At 70.3% G+C, this 19,465-nt stretch carries 21 protein-coding genes; 13 read left to right on the top strand and 8 right to left on the bottom strand.

Annotated features, from left to right (window positions below):
* Positions 1-364: 364 nt before the first annotated feature.
* Genes E5N76_RS17845 through E5N76_RS17835 form a run of 3 tightly spaced genes read right to left on the bottom strand, consistent with a single transcriptional unit; the run spans position 365 to position 3,554 of the window.
* Positions 365-1,312 (bottom strand): hypothetical protein, encoded by a 948-nt coding sequence (locus E5N76_RS17845; RefSeq protein ID WP_149538677.1) that lies wholly within the window; start codon positions 1,310-1,312, stop codon positions 365-367.
* Complete coding sequence (locus E5N76_RS17840; protein WP_149538676.1) at positions 1,309-2,358, bottom strand: diacylglycerol kinase family protein; 1,050 nt, start codon at positions 2,356-2,358, stop codon at positions 1,309-1,311. Before E5N76_RS17840 ends, E5N76_RS17845 begins: the two co-directional genes overlap by 4 nt.
* Positions 2,355-3,554, bottom strand: coding sequence for a CDP-alcohol phosphatidyltransferase family protein (locus tag E5N76_RS17835; RefSeq protein ID WP_149538675.1), 1,200 nt, complete (start codon positions 3,552-3,554; stop codon positions 2,355-2,357). The genes E5N76_RS17840 and E5N76_RS17835 overlap by 4 nt, the downstream gene beginning before the upstream one ends.
* Here E5N76_RS17835 and E5N76_RS17830 point away from each other — a divergent pair.
* Positions 3,522-4,484, top strand: coding sequence for a metallophosphoesterase family protein (locus E5N76_RS17830; RefSeq protein ID WP_149538674.1), 963 nt, complete (start codon positions 3,522-3,524; stop codon positions 4,482-4,484). The genes E5N76_RS17835 and E5N76_RS17830 overlap by 33 nt on opposite strands.
* On the opposite strand, the gene E5N76_RS17825 is transcribed toward E5N76_RS17830, so the two are convergent.
* Positions 4,468-5,115, bottom strand: coding sequence for a DUF2141 domain-containing protein (locus tag E5N76_RS17825; protein WP_235907755.1), 648 nt, complete (start codon positions 5,113-5,115; stop codon positions 4,468-4,470). The genes E5N76_RS17830 and E5N76_RS17825 overlap by 17 nt on opposite strands.
* Here E5N76_RS17825 and E5N76_RS17820 point away from each other — a divergent pair.
* Genes E5N76_RS17820 through E5N76_RS17795 form a run of 6 tightly spaced genes read left to right on the top strand, consistent with a single transcriptional unit; the run spans position 5,114 to position 10,629 of the window.
* Entirely contained in the window at positions 5,114-5,557 is a 444-nt protein-coding gene (locus E5N76_RS17820; protein WP_149538673.1) for an HIT family protein, read from the top strand. The genes E5N76_RS17825 and E5N76_RS17820 overlap by 2 nt on opposite strands.
* Complete coding sequence (locus tag E5N76_RS17815) at positions 5,554-6,792, top strand: LptF/LptG family permease (RefSeq protein ID WP_149538672.1); 1,239 nt, start codon at positions 5,554-5,556, stop codon at positions 6,790-6,792. The genes E5N76_RS17820 and E5N76_RS17815 overlap by 4 nt, the downstream gene beginning before the upstream one ends.
* Complete coding sequence (locus E5N76_RS17810; RefSeq protein ID WP_328593064.1) at positions 6,759-7,847, top strand: LptF/LptG family permease; 1,089 nt, start codon at positions 6,759-6,761, stop codon at positions 7,845-7,847. Before E5N76_RS17815 ends, E5N76_RS17810 begins: the two co-directional genes overlap by 34 nt.
* A gap of 45 nt (positions 7,848-7,892) precedes the next feature.
* Positions 7,893-8,657, top strand: a complete 765-nt coding sequence (locus E5N76_RS17805; RefSeq protein ID WP_149538670.1) for a sterol desaturase family protein — start codon at positions 7,893-7,895, stop codon at positions 8,655-8,657.
* Entirely contained in the window at positions 8,654-9,814 is a 1,161-nt protein-coding gene (locus E5N76_RS17800; protein WP_149538669.1) for a GNAT family N-acetyltransferase, read from the top strand. Before E5N76_RS17805 ends, E5N76_RS17800 begins: the two co-directional genes overlap by 4 nt.
* Before the next feature lie 44 nt (positions 9,815-9,858).
* Positions 9,859-10,629 (top strand): NTP transferase domain-containing protein, encoded by a 771-nt coding sequence (locus E5N76_RS17795; RefSeq protein ID WP_149538686.1) that lies wholly within the window; start codon positions 9,859-9,861, stop codon positions 10,627-10,629.
* A 248-nt stretch (positions 10,630-10,877) separates the two neighbouring features.
* Here the strand turns inward: E5N76_RS17795 and E5N76_RS17790 are convergent, their stop codons facing one another.
* The 4 genes from E5N76_RS17790 to E5N76_RS17775 all read right to left on the bottom strand — a co-directional run bounded on the left by E5N76_RS17790 (position 10,878) and on the right by E5N76_RS17775 (position 13,984).
* Positions 10,878-12,170 carry an NAD(P)/FAD-dependent oxidoreductase gene (locus E5N76_RS17790; protein ID WP_149538668.1) on the bottom strand — a complete coding sequence of 431 codons (1,293 nt, stop codon included), beginning with the start codon at positions 12,168-12,170 and terminating at the stop codon, positions 10,878-10,880.
* Position 12,171: 1 nt separating this feature from the next.
* Positions 12,172-12,516 carry an SDR family NAD(P)-dependent oxidoreductase gene (locus E5N76_RS17785; protein ID WP_187830241.1) on the bottom strand — a complete coding sequence of 115 codons (345 nt, stop codon included), beginning with the start codon at positions 12,514-12,516 and terminating at the stop codon, positions 12,172-12,174.
* A 228-nt stretch (positions 12,517-12,744) separates the two neighbouring features.
* Positions 12,745-13,047 carry a phage terminase large subunit gene (terL, locus tag E5N76_RS31395; protein ID WP_149538666.1) on the bottom strand — a complete coding sequence of 101 codons (303 nt, stop codon included), beginning with the start codon at positions 13,045-13,047 and terminating at the stop codon, positions 12,745-12,747.
* A 136-nt stretch (positions 13,048-13,183) separates the two neighbouring features.
* A complete protein-coding gene (locus E5N76_RS17775) occupies positions 13,184-13,984 on the bottom strand; it encodes an IclR family transcriptional regulator (protein WP_149538665.1) in 801 nt (266 codons plus the stop codon).
* Positions 13,985-14,140: 156 nt separating this feature from the next.
* On the opposite strand from E5N76_RS17775, the gene E5N76_RS17770 reads away from it, so the two are divergent.
* The 6 genes from E5N76_RS17770 (at position 14,141) to E5N76_RS17745 (ending at position 19,345) form a co-directional block, all read left to right on the top strand.
* Positions 14,141-14,932 (top strand): phytanoyl-CoA dioxygenase family protein, encoded by a 792-nt coding sequence (locus E5N76_RS17770; protein ID WP_187830240.1) that lies wholly within the window; start codon positions 14,141-14,143, stop codon positions 14,930-14,932.
* A 143-nt stretch (positions 14,933-15,075) separates the two neighbouring features.
* Positions 15,076-15,939, top strand: coding sequence for an aspartate/glutamate racemase family protein (locus E5N76_RS17765; protein ID WP_149538663.1), 864 nt, complete (start codon positions 15,076-15,078; stop codon positions 15,937-15,939).
* A 13-nt stretch (positions 15,940-15,952) separates the two neighbouring features.
* A complete protein-coding gene (locus tag E5N76_RS17760; RefSeq protein WP_187830239.1) occupies positions 15,953-16,588 on the top strand; it encodes an SDR family oxidoreductase in 636 nt (211 codons plus the stop codon).
* 14 nt (positions 16,589-16,602) lie between these two features.
* Complete coding sequence (locus E5N76_RS17755; protein ID WP_149538661.1) at positions 16,603-17,367, top strand: SDR family NAD(P)-dependent oxidoreductase; 765 nt, start codon at positions 16,603-16,605, stop codon at positions 17,365-17,367.
* A 102-nt stretch (positions 17,368-17,469) separates the two neighbouring features.
* Complete coding sequence (locus E5N76_RS17750) at positions 17,470-18,438, top strand: Bug family tripartite tricarboxylate transporter substrate binding protein (protein WP_149538660.1); 969 nt, start codon at positions 17,470-17,472, stop codon at positions 18,436-18,438.
* A gap of 106 nt (positions 18,439-18,544) precedes the next feature.
* Positions 18,545-19,345 carry an SDR family NAD(P)-dependent oxidoreductase gene (locus E5N76_RS17745; protein WP_149538659.1) on the top strand — a complete coding sequence of 267 codons (801 nt, stop codon included), beginning with the start codon at positions 18,545-18,547 and terminating at the stop codon, positions 19,343-19,345.
* Positions 19,346-19,465: the final 120 nt, after the last annotated feature.

The raw sequence follows: 19,465 nt of genomic DNA, 5'->3' as shown, positions 1-19,465 counted from the left end.
CAGCGAACTATCGGCACCACCTGGCGCAAGGTCGGCGCCATCCTCGACCTCGTCAGCCCAACCGAATGCGCCAACTATCTCGCCAACTCAGGATATGCTTCCGCCTAAACACAGCATGCTCTAGAGCAGATCGCCGGAGGGCGGCATCGCCCGGAGGCGTGAATCTGCTCTACAAACCCATAAGCTAGAGCGGTTTCGCGCTGCACAGTCAGCGTGAAACCGCTCTAGTGTCCTGCCCGCGAAGTTCGCCGGATTTCCAGCGAACGCAGCGGACAAGCAGGCCACCGAAAACAACAGCTGGTGGCCCCGAGAACGACGTCCGCAGGACTGCGGAATCGGGACACTAGGTCCCGAGGGGACCGTCTCAGCGCACCGCGCCCCGCCGTCGCAGCCGCCAGAGCAGGGCCGGCGCCGCGAGCACGGGGTGGCGCCGCTGCCAGGCCGTCAGCTGCAGCGTGACGCCGGTATGCCGCCCGATCTTGTCGAGCAGGTAGTCGGGCCCGGCCTCATAGGTGAAAGCCGCCTTGACCAGGCGCAGCAGGTTCAGCGCCTTGCCGCAGGTCCGGCGCAGCATCCACCCTTGGCTCCATCGCCCGAGCCGGCCGGGGGCGAGCCGGCCCGCAGCGTCCGGTGGAAGCCCGAGCCGTGCGAGGGCCAGAGGCAGGGCCTGGTCGTACCAATCGGGTGCGGCGGCCAGGAGACGGTCCGGCCGGTCGCTGCGCTCGGGACGCAGCTCGGCGCCAAAGGTGCGAGCGAAGAGGCTGCGCCAGTACGCGTCCGGCGCCGCCCTGGCAGGCCCAAGCCGCACCGCCCAGAGCGCGGCCGTCTCCAGCGCCTGCGCGACCGCCCGCTCTACCCGCCGCCGCGCCGCCGCATCACGCGCATGGACCAGGGTGGAGGGCTGGCAGAACCGGGCCCAGATCGTGGTGTCCAGCCCGCCGGGACGGAGACGCCGCTCGAACTGGCCGAGGCGCATCACCGCCACCTTGGCCCGGATCTCGCCTCCGGGCCCCGGGCTGCGCCAGTGCAGCACGGTCGGCGGCAGCAGCGCATTGAGCAGTGCGGCCAGCGCCCGGCCGTGGAAGGCGCGGTGGCCGCTGGTCAGCACATAAAGGTCGAGCAGGCCCGTCGGGTCGTCCTCGCGCCGGCAGGCGCCGTAGAACAGCACCGCCTCGACCGCCCCGCCACCATGCCGGGCAATGATGTTCTCCGCCACTCGCATGGCCGCAGCGGTGCCGGGCCCCGGTTCGGACGGCACGGCCAACTCGGCCGCCACCAGCGCCTCCAGCGCGTCTCGGCCGGGTGTGATCATGGTGCGACGAAGCCCATCCGGCATGGGGCGGAGAGCAGGACTCCGTCCGGGCCCGGCTCGAACACCTCGCCATCCAGGACGAAAGGCACCTCAAGCCTGATGGCGAGCTGCGCCGCGTGGCCGCTGCGATAGCCCGAGGCCGGCATCCAGGGGGCCGGCCGGCCGCGCCAGGCAGCGAGGAGCGCCCTCCCCAGCCGGCGCGGCGGAGCCGCGACGTCGAGCCAGTGGAGCGGCCCGGGACCTTCCCCCCAGAAGGGCCAGAGGCCGAGCATCAGCCGGTCGAGCGGGGTGGCGAGCAGCAGGAACCGGCGCCCCTCCGCCGGCGGGCCGCCATCCGCGGCTACCACCATCGGCGCACCGCGGCGCAGCGGATCGGCGCGGTCCAGCCCCGCCCGCAGCGCCACCCCCGCCAGGGCAAGCCCGACCGCCAGGCGGTCATGGACGCCCCGGCCGTGCAGCCGCGCATCGGCGAGGCGCTTGGCCTCGGTGAAGGCGCCGGCGCCGAATAGCAGTCCGCGCAGCGGCGCCGCTCCGGCCAGGCCGGGCCGGGTCACCTCGAGCACCGGCAGCACCCGGCGGCGCAGCGCTCCGTGCCGCGCGGCCTCGAGCAGGCGCGTCAGGCCGGCATCCCCGATGCCCGCCGTACCCACGGCGCGCGCCGCCAGGTTCGTCTTGCCCGCCGCCAGCAGGGCGATCTCCGGCCGGGGGCGCGAGCCGAAAGCCGCCGGCAGCGCGGTCAGCACCTCGCGCAACGTGCCGTCGCCGCCCTGCACCGCCAGCAGGTCCACGCCCCGCGCGGCGAAATCCGCCAGCGCCGCCCGGAGCTCGGCGGGGGTCCCGGGCTCGGCCCGGGGCAGCGTCCTCGCCTGCGGGCCCAGGCGAATGCGGCCCTCGCGGAAGGCGCGGCTCAGCGGATTGCTGATGAGGCCGATGCGGCGGCCTCCAGGCGGCGGATGGCCTGCGCCGGCCGACCTGGGCACGCAGTCGGCCCCGCCACCCGCCTCCGGGGAACGGCCGTCGGCAGAGCCGAGGTCGAGGGGGCTCATCCCTCGAGCCAGGACCGCAGCGGCGCCCGGCGCCGCCTGAGACCCGCCTGCACCGTCACCACCGCCTGCTCGATGCAGCCGAAGGCGGTCCAGGCTGTCACCGCCAGGATGCCGAGATCCGGGCGGCCGAACAGCGTGGCCAGGGTCAGCAGCACCAAATTCGGGTTGCGGCGCGCGATCACCAGCCGGAACAGGCTGTCGAAGCGGCGCCAGACATGGATCTCCATGCGGTACAGCGCGAGGAAAAGCCCCTCCTGCAAACGCTGCAGCACATAGCCGCCGAAGACCACCGCCCCGACCGCCACCGGGTAGGCAAGCGGCAGGCCCACCGCGCCCAGCCCCATGATCCAGGCCAGCCACCAGAAGGGCGGGTGGATCAGGTCAATGGCATGGTCGAAGGCGTTGCCGAAGGGCGTGGAGGTCAGCGTCACCCGCGCCAGCTTGCCGTCCACCGTGTCGAGGAAGGTCATCACCCAGGCGGCGAGCAGCCCCGGCAGGTAGGCGCCCTGGGCGAACCACCAGAGCGCCAGGAAAACCAGCACGAGGCTCGCCAGGGTGACCTGGTTCGGCGTGATGCCAAGCGCGGCGCAGGCCCGCACCACCTGAAAGGCGGGCCACGGCCAAATATGCTTGGTGACGAAGTCGGTGACGCCCTTGTAGGAGCCGCCGAACATCACCCATTCCACCGTGGCGCGGGTCTCCGGGGCGAGGCGCAGCAGATAGGGCGTGCCGCGCTTGCGCAGGGCGCGGTTGTAACTCCCGGCCAGCTCCCCTAGCCGGAGCGGCGGCAGCCCGGCAAAGGCGGGGTCGCAGGCATCCCGGCCTTCCGCCAGCGCCGCGGCGACGGCCGCGGCCGGCATGCGCGCCGGCAGGTGCGCGGCGACCGGCCTGCCGTCTTCGGGCCGGCAAAGCAGCGCCGCCGGCGTGCGGGCGAGGCCGGCCACCAAAGCAGCATCATAGACATGGTCCGCCCGCATCAGCAGCAGCGCGCCCGCTGCGGGCGCGTTGTCCCAGGGCGCGATTTCGGTGATGCCGGCCCGGCCCAGGGCGCGGCGCAGCAGGGCGGAGCCGGGCATGCTCCAGACGGGGACGGGCGCCTCCCCGATGAGCCGCGCCGCGGGCGGGTGGGAGGGTTCTGGCGCCAACGCCACGGCCGGGGGAGAATGGTCCGGCTCATGCCCTTCGCCCTTGCGCATCTGTCCGATCTGCACCTTCCGATCCCTGCCGGCGCATTGCGCCCCTGGCGGCAACTCGCGGGAAAGCGCTTGCTGGCCTATCTCGCCTGGCGGCGCAAGCGCCGGTGGGCGGTCCCGGCCGAGGCCCTGCTGACCGATCTGGCGGCCGCAGCGGCGGACCATGTCGTGGTCACGGGCGACCTCACCAACCTGGCCTTGCCGGCCGAGTTTGCCGCCTCCCGGGACTGGCTCGCGGCGCTCGGCCCACCGGATCAGGTTACGGTGGTGCCGGGAAACCACGATGCAACCGTCGCAGTCCCCTGGGAGCGCGGCGCCGGAGTCTGGCAGGCCTGGATGACGGATGCCGCCGGGGAGCCAGGCGCCCCGCTCTTCCCCTTCCTGCGGCGTCGGAGCCCGCTGGCGGTGATCGGCCTTTCCTCCGCCGTGCCGACCCCGCCGGGCTCCGCCCGAGGATGGCTGGGCGCGGCCCAGCTTACCCGCCTGCCGGCGCTGCTCGACGCCGCGGCAAGGGAGGGCCTGTTCCGCGTGCTGCTGGTGCACCATCCCCCATTCGTCGGGCCGGGGGGCCGCCGCAAGGCCCTGAGCGACCGGGAGGGGCTGCGCGCCGTGCTCGCCCGCCACGGGGCGGAGCTGGTGCTGCACGGCCACCACCACCGCACCCTGAGCGGGGAACTCCCGGGCCCGTCCGGGCCGATCCCGGTGCTGGGCGCCCCGCAGGCGCTGGCCGGAGGAGGTGCCCAGCCCGGCTGGTCTCTTCTCCGTATCGCCCGGGATGGACCGGGCTGGCGCGTGGAGGTGACGGAGCGCGTCCCGGATCCCGTCAGCGGCGCCTTCCGTGACGGCCAGCACCGGACGCTGCGCCTTGCTGCCGCCCGGCCGGCGCAGGGTGTCGTGCGCCCGGCGGCTGGCCAGCTCAGTAGCGGAGCGTGATCGTCAGCTGCGATCCGCCCGGCGGGACCGTGAAACGGACATCCCCGAAGGATGGCAGGCCGGCCAGGGTCGGCGCATCGTTCGAGAAGCCGTAGCCCTCGGCGGGTAGGCCGATCAGGGTGCGGTTGAAGTCGTGGTCGTCATTCTCGTCGTGATACACGGCAATGGCGCAGTCGCCGGGCGCGGAGAGCGCGAAGCAGGCCTCGACGGCGGAGGCACGCAGCGGAATGCGCTGCCGCGCCAGCTTGCCGGTGCGGGCCAGGAAGGCTTCCCGCCGCGATCCGTAGAGGGTGATGGTAACATTGCCTGCCACCCGCCGCGCTCCGGTGACGGTCACCTGCAGCCGTGGCCCCGCCGGCGCATCCGGCGCGGCGCAGGCCGTCACCTGGGGCTCGGCCGCACCGGCCCGCAGTGTGACGCCGAGCAACACCAGCGTCGCGACCAGCCAGGCTGCGAGGCCATCCCATCTCTCGTGCGGTGGGCGCCGCCGCGCCGGGTGTGCCGGTGCCTGCCACCGGATTGGCGGCGTCGCCGCCCTGCACCTATAGTCCGGCCCCAGCGGGGCGACGCGGCGCATGCGGCCGAGGCCCGCCGGATCCTCTGACCACACCGATTGTGCGAGATCCCGCATGCCGAGTTCCACGCTCACCAAATTCGGCTATCCCGCCACGCTCATCGGCGAGTCCGAGCATTGGACGGTGCTGCTTCGGCCGCAGCAGGTCACACTCGGCTCCCTCGTGCTGGTCTGCCGGGAGCCGGTCACTCGCTTCGGGGCGGTCAGCCCGGCGGCGTTCGCCGGCCTGCAGGCGATTGTGGCGCAGGTCGAAACCATGTTGCAGTGCTACGTCCGGTACGAGAAGATCAACTATCTCATGCTAATGATGGTGGATCCTGACGTCCATTTCCACGTCATTCCCCGGTATCAAGGGGAGCGTTGCCACGGGCCGGACAGCTTTCCGGATGCCGGCTGGCCTGGCCCGCCACTGCTGGCCCAGGCGGTCGAGCCGCACACTTCGCTGCGCGACGACATCACCAGGCAACTGCGCAGGCTCTGGGCCAAGCCATCGGCGTGAGCGGGAGCCTCGCCTTCAGCCGGGACCGCGGCCGCCCGGTCGGCAGTACCCTCGTCACCTGCTACATGCTTCGCCTGCTGGCGAAGCCGCTGGCCGGCACGTTGCTGCTGGTGCTGCCGGCCCTGTTGCTGGAGCGGCTGCTGCGCCTGTTCGACCTGTTGGCCGGTGCCGGCAGCCCGGCCGCCTCGATCGTCCAATTGCTGCTCTATCTCGTTCCCCACTACCTCGGCTTGGCCATGCCGGCGGCGCTGTTCATCGCGGTCTATGCCGTGGTGGCGCAGCTGAGCCGGGACCAGGAGCTGGATGCGCTGCAGGCCACGGGCCTGTCCCTGGCGCAACTCAGCCGGCCCTTCCTGGCCGTCGGGCTGCTCTGCGCCGTGCTCGGTATCGGGCTTTACGGCTATGTCCAACCACTCAGCCGCTATGCCTACCGCGCCGCCTTTCACGCCCTGACCCATGCCGGCTGGAACGCGACGCTGGTGCCCGGGGAATTCGTGCCGGTCAGCCGGCATAGCACGGTCACCGTGGACCGCCGTAATCCCGCGGGCGGGCTCCTGTATGGCATCGTCGTGCATGAGCGGCGCGGGGATGGCACCGAGGTGTTGACCACCGCAGCCAAGGGGCGGCTTCTGCTCGACCGCGCCCAGAGTGAACTGCTGGTCGAGCTGGAGCATGGCCGACAACTCATCCTGGCGCCCGACGGCCGCGTCACGACGCTCGATTTCACCGCCTCCTCCCAGTCCCGACCGTTCGTCCAGAGGCTGCCGGTCTTCCGGCTGCGCGGCGCCGACGAGCGGGAGCTCACCCTCGACGAGCTCTGGGCGGCGCAGCACTCGCCCGACCCGCCGGTGGCACCTGCCCGCCTCGCCGGCGAGCTGCATGGCAGGCTGGTCCGCGCCGCCTCGCTCCTCGTCCTGCCGCTTCTGGCCATGCCCATGGGGCTGGCGGCGAAACGCACGCGGCGCTTTCTCGGCATCCTGCTCGCGGCGGTAATCCTGGTAGTCTACCAGCAGGCCCTGCAGCTCCTGGAGGCGCTGGGCGATGTAGGACGCATCGATCCGCGGCCAGCGCTTTGGGTCACCCTCCTGCTCTTCGCCGGCTTCGCCGCCACGGTGTTCCGCCATGGAAACCGGCATCCAGAGGAGGGCGCCTTCGACGGGCTGCTCGCAGCGCTGGACCATGGCACCAGCGCCGCCACGGAGTGGTTGTCGCACCGGCTGAGGCGCTCCGCGTGACCTTGCAGCGATATCTGAGCCGCCTGCTCCTGGGACGGATGCTCATGGTGCTGCTCGGCCTGGCCGCGCTGCTGCAACTCCTCGACCTGTTCGACAGGGCGAGCGAGGTGCTGGCGCATGGCGGGATGGCGGACATCGCCCGCTACACCCTGCTGCGCCTGCCGACGTTGCTGGGCCAGTTGATTCCCCTGGCCGTGCTGGTCGGGGCCATTCTCACCTTCCGGCGCCTCGCGGGGATGCTGGAAATCACGGCGCTGCGGGCGGCCGGCGTGGGCGCATGGCACCTCCTCAGGGCTCTCGTGCCCGCCTGCGTGATTGCCATGGGGCTGCAGCTTGCTCTGCACCTCGGCGTCGTGCCGCGCAGCGAGCGGGCGCTGGCGGATTGGTGGGATGGCCGCAGCAATTCGGGGGGAGCCGTCGCCACGGCGCCACGGCTTTGGCTGCGAACAGGCCGCGACATCCTCAGCGTGGAAGCCGTCTCGCTGGACGGCAGGCGGCTCGAGGGGGTGCTTCTCATCCGCCGTGACGCCGAGGGGCGGGCGGTGCTGCAGGTCGATGCACGCCATGCGACGCATGGTCCGCAAGGCTGGCTACTCGAGGACGCACGAATCGCCCGGCCGGGTATTCCTCAGACCATGGCAGCGCAGACCTTTACCTGGCCGGAGGGGCCGCCCCCCCTCCGACTGCGGGAAGCCTCGCGGCCAACCGAAGCGCAAACGCTTGGCCAGATATTCGCCGGCTTGCGGGGCGAAGGCGTGGTCACGCACGGCAGCGCCTTCTACGCCACGCGGGTGCAGGCCCTTCTGGCTGTGTTCGCAACACCTGCTCTCATGCTGCTTCTCTCGCTCCCGGCGGCGTTCGGCCTGCCGCGGCAGGATGGCGCCGGCTGGCGGGCGGTGGCTGGACTCGTGCTCGGCCTCGGCTATCTCGTCACCGGCGGTCTGCTGACCGCTCTGGGGGAAGCGGGCGCTCTCCCACCGGCCATCGCCGTCTGGACGGCGCCGGCCTGCTTCGCCATAGCGGGCTTCTGGCTGCTCTGGCGCGAGGAATTCTGAAGGCAATTCACCGCGCGGACGGAACGGATGGAAAGTTGACGTGGCATGTACGGGCGCTGGCGTGGCGGCAGAAGCTTTGATCTCGGACGCATGACCCTTGGGGAGCTGGTGGGCGCCTATGCCACGCATCCGGCGATCCATCTCTACCTCCTCCTTGCGATCCTGAGCGGCGGTGTTGCCCTGGCCTGGGGCATGCAGGCGGCAACGCCAAGACCGCTGCTTGCGGTGCTCGCCACCCTCCTGGCCTATCCGCTGGCTTGGTACCTCATTCACCGTTTCATCTTGCACTCGCGTTTCCTCTACCGCTCGCCGTTGACGGCAGCGCTCTGGAAGCGCATCCATTTCGACCATCATCAGGATCCGCACCGGCTGGACGTGCTGTTCGGCTCTCCCCTGACGACGGTGCCGACCGTCCTCGCCATTCTGGTGCCGCTCGGCTGGTTGGTGGGGGGCGGGCCCGCGGGCGCGGCGGCGGCCATTTGCGCCGGCTTCCTGATCACCTGCGTCTACGAATTTTGCCACTGCATCCAGCACCTCAACTTCCGGCCGAAGAGCCGCCTGTTTCGGCGGATGAAGGAGTTGCACCTGGCGCACCACTTTCACGACGAGGCCGGCAATTACGGCATCACCAGCTTCGTCGTGGATCGGGCCTTCGGCACCTATTACGCCGAGGCACGGCAAAGGGTGCGTAGCCCGCATGTCTTCAACCTGGGCTACGACCGAGCCGAGGCGACGCGCTTCCCCTGGGTGGCACAGCTGACCGGTGCGCCGCCGCGCGACCGTCCGGCCCGGCCGGGCGAGTGGGCGTGACCCGCCCCGCGGCGATGGCATCCGCCATCGAGATCCTGCCGGTGCAGGACCGGTCCACGCTCGAGCGTTTCATTGGCCTGCCGCATGCCCTGCTCCGCCACGATCCCGCCTGGGTGCCGCCCCTGCTCGCCGAGCGCCGCGCGGCGCTGTCGCCGAAGCGGAACCCCTGGTTCCGTCACGGCGAGGCAGGATTCTGGCTCGCGCGCCGGGATGGACGGGATGTCGGTCGCATCAGCGCGCAGGAGGACCGGCTGGCGTGCGACCCGGATGGCTCGCGCCTCGCGCATTTTGGGCTGCTCGCCGCGGAGGATGATGCGGCTGTCTTCGCCGCCCTGCTGGCAGCAGCCGAGCATTGGGCAATGGTGCGGGGCCTGCGCCGGATGCGCGGCCCCTTCAGCCTCTCGATCAACGAGCAGGCGGGGCTGCTCGTTTCGGGATTCGACGCGCCGCCCATGCTGATGATGCCGCATGACCCGCCCTATGCCGGCCCCCATCTGGAGGCGTCGGGCTACCGAAAGGCGCGGGACCTCCTCGCCTATCTCTGCGAGACCTCCGGTCGATTGCCGCCCGCGGCGGCGGCGATCCTGGCCCGCGGCCTGCCGCCCGGCGTTGTGCTTCGCCCGCTGCGCCGGGCCGCGCTGCGCGAGGAGGTCGCGGCGCTGATCGACATCTTCAACGATGCCTGGTCCGGGAATTGGGGCTTCATGCCCTTCACCGCGGAGGAGGTTGCGCATCTGGCCAAGGAACTGCAGCCTCTGCTGCATGAAAGGCTGGTCTGGTTCGCCGAGGTGGCGGGGCGGCCCGCCGCCTTTGTCGTCTGCCTGCCGAACCTGAACGAGGCGATCCGCGACCTTTCCGGCCGGCTGCTGCCTTTCGGCTGGGCGCGGCTCCTCTGGCGGCTGAAGGTCGCCGGCGTGGGGACGGCCCGCGTGCCGCTAATGGGCGTTCGTCGCAACCTGGGCGTCGGGCTCCTCGGGCGGGTGCTGCCGCTCTTCCTGGTGGAGGCGCTGCGGCGGGAGGCGCTGGCACTCGGCATTCGCCGTGTCGAGATGTCCTGGGTGCTGGAGGACAACCAGCCCATGCGGCGTCTGGCGGAAGCGCTGGACGGCCGCCTCTATAAGACCTACCGCGTCTACGAGAAGGTGCTGGCAAGGTGAGGAAGGGCGTGACCGCTTTGGTGCTGGCCGGGCAGCGCGGCGGCATGCCGGACCCGATGGCGGTTGCGGCCGGCGTTTCGCACAAGGCGCTGCTGCCGGTGGCCGGTGTGCCGATGCTGCTGCGGGTGACCGCAGCGCTACGTGCGACACCTGGGGTGGGCCGCATCATCGTCGCCATCGAACATCCCGAGGCGACGCTGGCCGGGCTTGCAGGGCTGGAGGATGTCGTGCTGCGCCCGGCCGGGGCGAGCCCGGCCCGGAGCGTGGCAGCGGCCTTCGCCGAGTTCGGCGCGCCGATGCTGGTCACCGCCGCCGATGCTCCCCTGCTGACACCGGCAATGGTGACGCGTGTCCTGAGCGCTACGCCGCCGCAAGCCGCGGCGGCTGCCGCCGTAGCACGGGACCGGACGGTGCTGGCCGCCTTTCCGACGACGCGACGGACCTGGCTGCGCTTCCGGGACGGGGCATTCAGCGGGTGCAATCTGTTTTTGCTGGCGGCGCCGGAGGCGAGCGGCGTGGTTGCCTTCTGGCAGCGGCTGGAGCAGCGGCGTAAGCAGCCATGGGCCATGATGCGGCTGCTAGGCCCCTTGCTGTTGCTGCGCTTCGTGCTCGGGCGCCTGACCTTGCGGGCGGCATTGGACGCGCTGGAACGGCGCTGCGGCGCGCGGCTCGCGGCTGTAGAGATGCCCTTCGGCGCTGCGGCGGTGGATGTGGACAAGCCGGCCGATCTTGTCCTGGCGGAGGCGGCGTTAAATCCGGCAGGGGGTACCCTGCTGGCCGTGCCGCTCCGTGACGGAATGGCCAGGCCCGGCTGACCATTCTCTCTGGGCCGCGCAGTCGAGGTGTACGATCGCATGACCCGAGGCGCGAAGCTGATCTCCAGATACGTCGCCTCTCAGCCATCCTTGCTGCCTCCCCGAGGAGCCCGGCTATCCGACGGTCAGAGGCGAGTGGGCACTCCTCTGCATCGCCCACACCCCCGCCGAGAAGCAGGTGATCGACCGCTCGCATCGCCATGCCAGTTCTCCACCGGGATTTCGTGCCCGGGGACGGGGATATCAGTTCAGTCCACCCGTATGGCCGGACGGATGCGCGCGTTGATGCGGTCTACCAGCCAAAGCAGACTGCCATGCCAGAAGCCGTGCAGGCGGGCCTGATGGCTCCGGTACAGCATCGCGTGTCCGAGCTGGGCTACGCGGCCACGGATGAATCCACCCTTGAAGAACCCGAACTTGCCGAGCGATCCGTAGGCATCGAAGCCGCCAAGGGACACCAGCGAGCCGAAGTCGCGATAGGTGAAGTTGGGCACAGGCCGGGCTGTCAGCAGGTCGGGCATCCACCTCGCCAGGTAACGTGCCTGCTGGTGCGCGACTTGCGCCGTCGGCGGCAGTGGCCGCGCCTGCCCTTGAAGAGTCAGGCTGGAGCAATCACCCAGGGCGTAGATGTTCTCATCGCGCGTCGTGCGGAGCGTCGGTCCGACCACCACCTGATGCGCGCGCGTCATCTCCAGCCCGTCGAGGCGGGCCAGGAGGTCGGGGGCCTTGACCCCGGCGGCCCAGACCTTGAGCCCGGCTTCCACCAGGCTGCCATCCGAAAGCCGGAATCCCTCCGGCTCGACCGCCATTACCTTGGCGCCGACCTTTACGGCGATGCCGAGCTCCTCAAGGCGTACTCGCGTGGCCTGAGCGATCCGATCCGGAAAAGCGGCAAGCAGACGGTCGCCGCTTTCGATGAGAACCACGCTGAGCTTCCGCGACATGTCCCTGGCGCCGTAGTATTCCGCAAGGGTCGCGAGCTGGATCAGCTCGGCCGCAAGTTCCACCCCCGTCGCGCCACCTCCGACGATGCCGATCGCCAGAGGCTTGTCCTCCGTGGCCGATTGCAGGATGCGGAGGCGGATCTCGTCGTTGAAGTCAATGGCCTGGCGGCGTGAGTCGATGGTGCGGCAATGCTCCCTCACGCCGGGGGTGCCGAAGTCGTTCGCCTCGCTGCCCAGCGCCAGGACGAGCGTATCGTAAGGAATGTCCCGGGCATGGAGCAGTTCCTGCCCCTGTGCCGACAGCCAAGGCGCCAGCAGGACGTGCCGAGCCCCGCGGTCGATACCCAGCACCTCGCCCGGTTGGAAGACGAAGCCGTGGCTCCGCGCCTGCGCCACGTAAGCCGTCTGCTGCTGATAGACGTCGCGCGTGCCGGCGGCAATCGTGTGCAGCATCGGCTTCCAGACATGGGCTGTCTCGCGATCGATCAGGGTGACCTTGAGCTGCCTTTCGCCGACGGCCCGACCCGCGAGCCGCGTGGCGACCTCGATCCCGGCGACACCACCGCCCAGGACGACGACATGGTGCGTCTCCGCCATATCAGCAGGCCGACCAGCCGCTGTCTGACGACAGCACGGCCACTTCCGCGGCTCGCGGCACGCCGTCCATGATGCCAGCCATATTGGCGAATGCGTCCACGCGGCCGGCGCAGGCCTCGACGATCCTCCGCACGACCTCCTCGCGGCAGATATCGCCGGCCATCGCCAGGAGAGTGCCGCCCGCCTTCTCCCGCCCGAACCCCGCCAAGCGGTTCTCATCGATGTCGGTGGCGACGACGCGGGCGCCCTCTTGAAGAAGCCGCGCGGCGGTGGCCCGGCCGATTCCCGAGCCGGTGCCTGTGACGATGGCCGTCTGTCCAATAGATCTCTTCGGTACGAACTGCATGAAAGGCCTCCTCATTCATGGACGCAGCAGCTCCGGATGAGGCGGCTCATCGCAGGAACAGCCGGAACCGGTGGAGCGAGAACGGGAACAGCCCGGCTCCGATCCCGATGAGGGCAGTGAATTGCGGCCGCATGGTGAACTGGATGACCTCCGGCATACTCTCCCGCGGCGTGACGCCGCCGGACAGCACCGAACACGGCGGTATGGCTCAAAGGCACCGATTTCATCCTACCTCCTGGTCGTTTGCCTTGGCGCCCCGGCCGGTCGTTTCGGACTAGGTGGCGCGGTCGGGTTGCCAGTGGCGATCCGGCGGGAGAGCCAGCTCAGCGCCTGCGAGGTGCTGTCGACCTGGTCGTCATGCGCACCATCTAGGAAGCCCAGGAGCTCGGCGACATGCTCGGCAAGCCAAGGGGCTTTCCGGGGCAGCAGCACCTGGCCGGCCTGGAATTTTGGAGCCTGCGTGAGCAGGCGGGCCGCCTTGTCGAACTGCGGTCGCCAGAGAATAGGCCGCACCGGGCTGTGCAGGCGCATCTTAGCGCCGCACGGCCGATGTCGGTCACCTCGGCGAGGGTCGCGTGGGCGCCGCGCAGCACGCTCGTCGCCTCGATGCGGCGGCCCAGCTCCGGCACGTCAAAGCGCCCCTGAGCGACAGCGCACGCATCACGCTTTAGCCTTTCAACTCGCGCGCTGCGGCGAGCAGCGCCGGCGCGATACGGCGTTCGAACTCCGCCATGCGGAGATCGGAAGCGTGGGCGGCGATGTTGATGGCGCCGATCGGCTTCCCCGCATTGTCGGTAACGGCAGCGGCGGCAACCGTCTCGGTCAGCAGCCATTCCTGGGACTGCACCGCGTAGCCTTTCGCCCGAGCCTTCCGCACCTCTTCCAGGATGGCGTCGGGGTCGGTCTTGGTGTGCGGCGTGAACGCCCGCCGGTCGGAGGCGGTGATGATCCGCAGCGCCTCGGCCTCGTCCAGGCAAGCCAGCATGGCGCGGCCGCCGGCGGAGCAGAATTGGGGCACCCGCCGCCCGACGAGCGCCGGCCTGACGGCCTCGCGCTTCGCCTGCATCCGGATGACGTAGAGAATGAAATCGCCATCCGGCAGCACCAGGTCGACCCGCTCCCCCACCGCCTGCCGTAGATCGACCAGCACCGGTACAGCGCGGTCCGTCAGCGGATGGCTGCGCAGGAACCAGAAGGACAGGTCCAGCAGCCGCCGCCCGAGCGAATAGCGCCGCGTCGTCGGCTCCTGCTCGAGATAGCCGAGATCCCGCAGCGTCCGGGTGAATCGCTGCACCGCGCTTTTGTCCAGCCCGGTCGCCGCGGCGATGTCGCTGAGGTTGAGGAAGCGGTCGCGCTCGCGGAACGCCTCCAGCACCTGGAAGGCCTTGATGATGGACCGGACATTCGGCGGCTTCGCCACCGGCTCAGCCGCGGCAGTCCGGCCATCGGAATTGCTGTTGACTCGCATCGGACCGTTCCCAATGATCGGATTGCGATGCGGAATAGCATATCGCATTGTGATACGCCAGCTCGTCCGCTTCGGCGTGGAGCGGGCGGGGTCCGCGATCGGCTGCAGCCACGCCCGGGGTGTGGGCAGCTCACCTGGCCGGAGGGAGAAGCACCCGTGCAGCTTGAGGATGATCAGCTCGCCGCCTATCGCAGGGATGGCTATCTCTGCTTTCCCAACATGCTCTCGACGGCGGAAATTGCCCTGCTGCAGGAGGAGCTGCCACGGCTCCTCGCGCAGGATGGACCGCAGGTGCGGCGCGACGAGTCCGACAAGCCGCGCATCGTCTACGCACCGCATCTGACGAGCGAGCCGTACCGCACCCTCAGCCGGCTGCGCCGCCTCCTGGAGCCGGTGGAGCAGATTCTCGGCGAAGCGGCCTATGTCTATCAGAGCCGGGTGAATCTGAAGCTGCCTTTCCTGGGCGATGCCTGGTCCTGGCACCAGGATTTCAGCGCCTGGCACCGCGGCGACGGGCTGCCGCTGCCGCGCGCCGTGATGACCGCGGTCTTCCTGGAGGATTGCACCCCGGCGAACGGGCCTCTGCTGGTCGTTCCGGGCAGCCAGCGCGACGGGCTGGATGAGATCCTGGCGCGCGAGAAGCCGGTCGAGGGCTACAAGGCCGAGCGCATTCCGGTGGAGGTGCTGCAGGAGTGCGCCGAACAGAGCGGCATCCGCGATCTCTCGGCACCTGCCGGCACGGTCGCCTTCATCCACCCGACGCTGCTGCACAGCTCCGGACCGAATCTCACCCCCTGGTCCCGGCCGATCTTCTACCTGCTCTACAACGCGGTTTCGAACCTGCCGCAATGGAGCAAGCGCGCCTGGTTCATGAACAATCCGGACACCTCGGCGCTGGCGGCGGTCGATGACGATGCGCTGCTGCGTGCCGCTCCCGCGGTCGCCTAGCGCCATGCCACGCCGCGCCGGAACGACCGGCCGGGCATGGGTGCCGCCGGGGTCACGGCGCGCAGGCTGCCGCCCGGGCGGGCCGCGAGGCTGCGCCACATCCCTGCGCCCCGCCGGCGAAATGCTGCGAAGAGGATGCGACCGTGCCGACCGGTAGCCCGAAATACCGCCTGCAGCTCATCCAGGCCTTCAGCCTCTCGGAGAATTCCGGCTACCAGATGCGCCCCATGCGTGGACCGAAGGAGTCCATGCTGATGAACTACACGGCGGTGGCGCCGCTTCTGGCGGATGCCGAATGGGAGATGCATCCCGGCCCGCTGACGCCGCATGGCGACTGGCCGGTGGAGACGCGCGAGGAATTCCACCTGGTGGGCGCCGCCCGGCTGCCGATCGTGCGGCAGGCCTGTGAGAGCGGTAAATACAACGGTATCGTCCTGCTTGGCGGCGGCGATCCGGGCTTTCCGGAGGCGCAGGAGATCGCCCGGCGCTACGGCATTCCGGTGACGGCCTGCGCCAGCGCGCAGATGCAGGTGGCGTCGATGCTGGGCAGCCGCTTCAGCATCATCGACATCTCCGAGGCGCACAACATGCGGATGCACAGCCTGGTCGTGCAGTACCGCTTCGCCGATCGCTGCGCCTCCATCCGCAACATCAACTTCCCCCTGCCGCGGCCGAACCATACCGAGCCGCGTCCGGTGCATCTGGAAAAGGCGCGGTTCGAGCGCGACGGGCGCTGCGACATGCTCGACGCCGCGGTGGCCGAGTCGATAGCGGCGATCGAGGAGGATGGCGCCGAGGTGCTGATGCTCGGCTGCTCCGGCGCCTATTGGATGCAGGCGCCCCTGCAGCAGCGGCTGCGGGAGCAGGGCTGGGAGGTGCCGGTGCTGGAGGGCTATCGCTGCGCCATCCAGCAGGTGAAGCTGCTCATCGGCCTCGGTCTCGACGTCAGCGGCCTTGCCTTCCCCAGCGATCTGCCCCGCAGGTGGCGGCGGAAGAAGCTGCTGTAGGAGCGCCGGGATGATGCCCCCGTCCGTAGCCGGCCAGCCGCAGCCGCCACTCGTCCTGCTGTTGGGCAGGGGCTCGCCCTTCGCCGCGGCGATCGAGCGCCGCCTCGCCGCCGAGGGCTACCGCGTGGCGCTGCAGGATGCCGCGGCCGCACCCGATGAGGAGGTGTCGCCTGCGGCCATCGTCTTCGCCCCGAAGGTACCGCGCGCCACGGGCCTGGCGGAGACGGTGGTCGAGGAGGCGCTGCTGGAATTGGAAGAGGCGCTGGTGGCGCCGACGCTCGTGGTGCGCGACCTGGTGGCGCGCCGCGGGCCGGATCGCGCCAGCCGGCTGCTCATGGTGGTCGATTGGGCGGTGACCGGCCCGCCGGGCGCCACCGCGGCGGCCGCGGCGATGGGCGGGCTGGTTGGGCTGGCGCGGAGCTGGGCGCTGGAATTCGCCCCGCTCGGCGTGACCGCCAATATCGTGCTCGTCGGCCCCGATGCCGACCCCGCGGCGCCGGCGCGGGCCTTGCCGACCCTGGTGCGGCCGCCCTCGGCCGAGGATGTGGCGCATGCCGTCGCCTTCTTCCTGGACCCGCGGGCGGGCAGCGTCACCGGCCAGGTCCTGGCGGTCTGTGGTGGCCGCAGCGCCGCCGCCATGCCCGTGTGACCGGAGAGCCCGCCATGGATCCCGCCCAGAGAGTGCTTGTCACCGGCGTCGCCACCGGCATCGGCCGTGCCATCGCCGAGCGCCTGACCGCCGATGGCTATGCGGTGCTCGGCCTCGACATCGATGCGGCCGTTCCGGACGGCCTGGCCGGCTTCGCACAGGCCGATGTGACGGACCCCGCCGCGACCCGCGCGGCGCTTGCCCGGCTGCTGGAAGGCGGGCCGATCACCCGGCTGGTGAACAATGTCGGCTCCTCCCGCCGCGAATACATCGCCGATGCGACGGCGGAGACGCAGCGCTGGCTGGTCCGGCTCAACCTCGGCAGCGCGATGCTCTGCGTGCAGGCGGTGCTGCCGGGGATGCGCGCGGCGGGGTTCGGCCGCATCGTCAACATTACCAGCCGCGCCGTCTTCGGGCGGGAAACCCGCAGCGCCTATGCCGCAACGAAGGCGGCGCTCGCCGCCCTCACCCGTTCCTGGGCGCGGGAATTCGCCGCCGCGGGCATCACCTGCAATGCCGTCGGGCCGGGCATGATCAACACCGACCTGTTCCGCCGCAACAACCCGGCGGATGCACCCGATGTCACCCGCCTGACCGGCGGCGTGCCGATGCGGCGCATCGGCGAGCCTGCCGAGATTGCCCAGGCGGTCGCGCATTTCCTGGAGGCACGAAGCAGCTACGTCACGGGCCAGATGCTGTTCGTCTGCGGCGGCCTGTCGCTCGGGCCGTTGGAGCCCGGCCGCAACGCCGAGTTGGAGGCGGCGGACAGGCTGGGCTGATGCTGCCACGGGCGCCTCCGCGCCCGCGGCCACAAGAAGGAACGGGCCGCCAAGGCCCCCGGAACAGGAGCACGGCAAACCCTGACAGTGACGGAGAGTCCAATGCGTATTGGCAGGCGTGCCCTGATGACCCTGGCGGCCGCAACCACAGCCCGCCAGGCCCTGGCACAGGAGGATGAGTATCCGTCCAGGACCATCCGGCTGGTCGTTCCGCGCGCGCCCGGCGGCGGCTCCGACATCATCGCGCGGCTGCTGACGCCATCGCTCAGCGCCAGGCTTGGCCAGACGGTGGTCGTGGAGAACCGGTCGGATGCAGCGGCCGTCATCGGCACCGAGCTGGTCTCGCGCGCCAGGCCGGATGGCTACACGCTGTACCTCGCCGACAACGCCTTCTACTTCAACCCATCGATCCAGCCGAACCTGCCCTATGACACGCTGCGCGACTTCAGCGCCGTGACGATGCTGGCGCAGGGGCCGGTGATCCTCATCGTGAATGCGGCGGTGCCGGCGCGCAACCTGGCCGAGCTGGTGGCCCTGGCGAAGGCGCAGCCGGGCACGCTGACCTTCGCCTCCGGCGGCATCGGCTCTTCCACCCATTTCGCCGGCGTGCTGCTGAACCTGCAGGCTGGCATCGATACCACGCATGTGCCCTTCCGTTCCTCCGGCCCGGCCCTCAGCGCCCTGCTCTCCGGCCAGGTGACGATGCAGTTCGGCGGCATCAGCTCGGCGCGAAAGCTGATCGAATCCGGCGAGATCCGTGCGATCGCCCTGACCGGCGAGGCGCGCGACCCGTCCATGCCCGATGTGCCGACCTTCACCGAAGCCGGGGTCTCCGGCGTGGACGTCAACAGCTACTGGGGCATGCATGCGCCGGCGAACACGCCGCTCGCCATCCGCCGCAAGCTGCGCGACCTCATCGCCGCATCGATGCGCGAGCCGGAGCTGAACCGCCGCCTGCGCGAGGCGGCCTACAGCCCGGTCCTGAACACGCCGGAGGAGCACCAGGCGCAGACCAATGCGGTGGTCGCGAAATGGATCGAGATCGGCAAGCGGGTGAACCTCAATACCTAGGGTTGCCGGGCGCTGTGATCCGGGCGAACACGCGCCGGGACAGGCTGGCGGCCCCATTCGGCCGGACGAAGCGCCGGCGGACACGACGAAAACAGGAGATGGGAAGTTGACACTTCGTCTTGCAGGCAAGGTGGCGGTCGTCACCGGGGCCGGATCGGTCGGGCCAGGCTGGGGCAATGGGCGGGCGACCGCCGTGCTCTTCGCTCGGGAGGGGGCGTCCGTCGCTATCGTGGACCAGGACATCGAGTCTGCGCGCAACACCGCGGAACTGGTTGAACGGGAAGGTGGCCGCTGCGCCACCTTCGAGGCGGATGTCACCTGCCCGGCCTCGGTCGCGGCGCTGATCGAAGCCTGCCTCGGCGCCTTCGGCCGCATCGACATCCTGCACAATAACGTCGGCGGCTCAGTCCCTGGCGGGCCGGAGGAGATGTCCCTCGAGGCTTTTCGCGGCCAGCTCGATCTCAACCTCACCTCTGTCTTCCTGACGTCCAAGGCGGTGTTGCCGGTGATGCAGCGCCAGCGTGGCGGAGTGATCCTCACCGTCGGCTCGATCGGCGGGTTGCGCCATCTGGGGCACGACCATATCGGCTACTCCGCCTCCAAAGCGGCGCTGGTACAGTTCACCCGGCAGATCGCGGTGCGATACGGTCCCATGGGCATACGCTGCAACACCATCATCCCGGGAATGATCGACACGCCGCTGCTGGAGCACCGGGTCAGTAAGCAGAAGGGGCGGGCGGATCTTGCCACGCTGCGCACCGAAGCGCAGCGGCGGGTGCCGCTCGGCCGCCGAGGGGATGCCTGGGACGTCGCCCATGCTGCGCTGTACCTCGCCTCGGACGAGGCGAAATACGTAACAGGGACCGAGCTTCTGGTGGATGGCGGCTTCGCGGCGCGCGGCGCTTAGACGGTATTGCGTACTAGCGCCGCGGCGAGCTGTGTCCCGTTCGCTCTGCCTTAGCAGCTTTCCATCGCTCCATGGGGGGCCGGCTCGGCAAATAGGCTTCCGATATGGCTCAGGCCGATG

The sequence above is a fragment of the Siccirubricoccus phaeus genome (assembly GCF_008360935.1).
Taxonomy (GTDB): domain Bacteria; phylum Pseudomonadota; class Alphaproteobacteria; order Acetobacterales; family Acetobacteraceae; genus Siccirubricoccus; species Siccirubricoccus phaeus.
Note: the sequence above shows the minus strand (reverse complement) of the source record. Positions and strands in the feature narration are given on the sequence as shown.